Here is a 2,009-nt window from a genome sequence, read left to right as displayed (position 1 = left end):
ATCGTCGATCCGGTAATTAGCGACAACGGTTGGAAGTTTTCAGATAAACCTGAGTGTATTTCCGACACCGTAAATAGTGCCGATTACCTCTGGCAAATTTATGTCAAAGCCGATCCCAATTACACGGGGCGTGTCACAGTACCAGTATTGTGGGACAAGCAATCTGGCAAGATTGTTAATACGGAATTATTTACAGCATTAGAGCATTGGGAAGGGATCTTGGGACAACAGTCCTATCTCTGCGGCGATCGGATTACCATTGCAGACTGGAGTCTATTTACGACATTATTTCGATTCGACCTAGCCTATTATGGTTTGTTTAAATGCAACCTCAAACGATTAATCGATTTTCCCAATTTGTGGAACTACTGCCGCAAATTATATCAATATCCTGGTGTGCGATTCTCCGTTGGAGAGGCTAACGCCAACGGTTTGTAGTGTCGAGCATGTTAAGCAATTATATTATGCTGGTTTGCCAGAACTAAATCCGAGTAGAATCGTCCCAATCGGCCCAAATCTGAATTTAGATTTGCCGATCGATAATGCAGATATAGCAGTCGCCACATCGGTTAAGACACTATAGATCTCAGTCCGCGTAGGCGGACTTTGCAGCACTAGTGGCGATTTTAATCGCTGTGCTATTTATTAGCAGGTTTGAGTGCGAGCAGCATCTCAACTTGACTGGTATTTTTGTCGGGTTGTGTGGAACTCATACCCAGTCCTTGGATGGAAGTCACGATCGCATTGACATCTGGCGGCATCGACTTACTACCATACATCCCCATTTTGCTATTAACCAGCCCGAATACCTTCTCGACATCGATATAGGCGTAGCTCTGTTTGGAGCCAGAGATCGAGCCGAGAGCGGTAGTATAACCGGGGCTGCGATCGATCGATTCACCCGAGCGGGTAGTAATCTTATCAGCTAAGCCGTCGCCCATGGCGAGGAGTAGAGATTTATCATTGAGCCAGCCATAGCTCAAGATCGTGCCGCCACCAGCAGGCGCGCCGATGTCCACCATTTGGGTATTCCCTACCTGACGGGATTCGACACTCAACCCGTAGCCTCTCGCCATATTGCTCAGTTTAGCCATCGTATTATCAGTAATGGCGCGATCGGTACTGTCGATCGTCAAGGCACCGCCAAAGCCCAAGGGGGCGGCAATCCCCGTACTTACAGGCATCATCCCGAGGGTATATTCGCCACCCATCCAACCAAAGATATCTTTATCGAGATCTAGTTGCGTAGATTGGGTAAAACTTTGGCGCATTTGAGCAAAACTTTGTTGAGCGGTTGGCTCAGTTGCGACGATTTTATTTGTCTCTGTCCAAATCTGGTTTAAACCAGTACCACCAAATAGTGCGAAGGTATCGGCGGGAAAATTGCCGAGCGCTTTAGTTGAAGTGGTGGGCAAATTTAACATCGTGCCATCGGTTTTGGCAACTGTTTTCATTCTAATCCCCGCATCATCGATCGCGATACCACCACCGACAGACTGAATTTTGTTCAATTGAGCGAGAGTCGCTGCATCGAGCGGGATTGGCTGCTTGCTAGACGCAAGCATTTGTTGCAATGCTTGGCTGTAGTTGGGAATATAAAAGGCAGCAATCGGCTGTTTGAGTTGGAGGCTATCGCCTCTAAACCAATCATTTCCGGCTTTGGTAGCGAGGGAGGGTTGCCCGTTGGCGGTATCGATCGCCTGTTCTACTGCACGTTGCTCGGGTGCGAGTACCAATCGATCGTTAACGAGTGCGCTAAAGGTGGCTCGGCTACCCGTACCGCTATTGGTAATTTTAATCCCTTTGTAGTCGAATTCTTTAGTTGGTTCCTTACTTTGAGCTTTGAGCTTGTTGGCAAAGTCGAGTGCTTTAATTTTATCCTTAATCCCGATCGCGATTAAGAAGCGCGGCGTGCCAGATTTAGCCTCAGCAGTTGGTAAAACTGCCATCATAGTGTTACCCAGCCACGGCTGCACGTCTCGATCGAAATCCATTTGGGTTTGGGCGAG

General features: G+C 47.8%; 3 protein-coding genes. 1 reads left to right on the top strand and 2 read right to left on the bottom strand.

The window, feature by feature from the left end; all coding sequences use genetic code 11:
• A partial coding sequence (locus RMO35_RS04885; RefSeq protein WP_309738969.1) for a glutathione S-transferase C-terminal domain-containing protein occupies nucleotides 1-438 on the top strand: 438 nt, incomplete at its 5' end.
• A 24-nt stretch (nucleotides 439-462) separates the two neighbouring features.
• Here RMO35_RS04885 and RMO35_RS04880 read toward each other — a convergent pair.
• Both RMO35_RS04880 and RMO35_RS04875 read right to left on the bottom strand, forming a co-directional pair.
• Entirely contained in the window at nucleotides 463-615 is a 153-nt protein-coding gene (locus RMO35_RS04880; protein ID WP_309738967.1) for a hypothetical protein, read from the bottom strand.
• Between the two features lie 23 nt (nucleotides 616-638).
• Nucleotides 639-2,009, bottom strand: a 1,371-nt coding sequence (locus RMO35_RS04875) for a DUF3352 domain-containing protein (protein ID WP_309738964.1), incomplete at its 5' end; no start/stop codon positions are given.

The organism is Chamaesiphon sp. OTE_20_metabat_361 (assembly GCF_031364565.1).
Note: the sequence above shows the minus strand (reverse complement) of the source record. Positions and strands in the feature narration are given on the sequence as shown.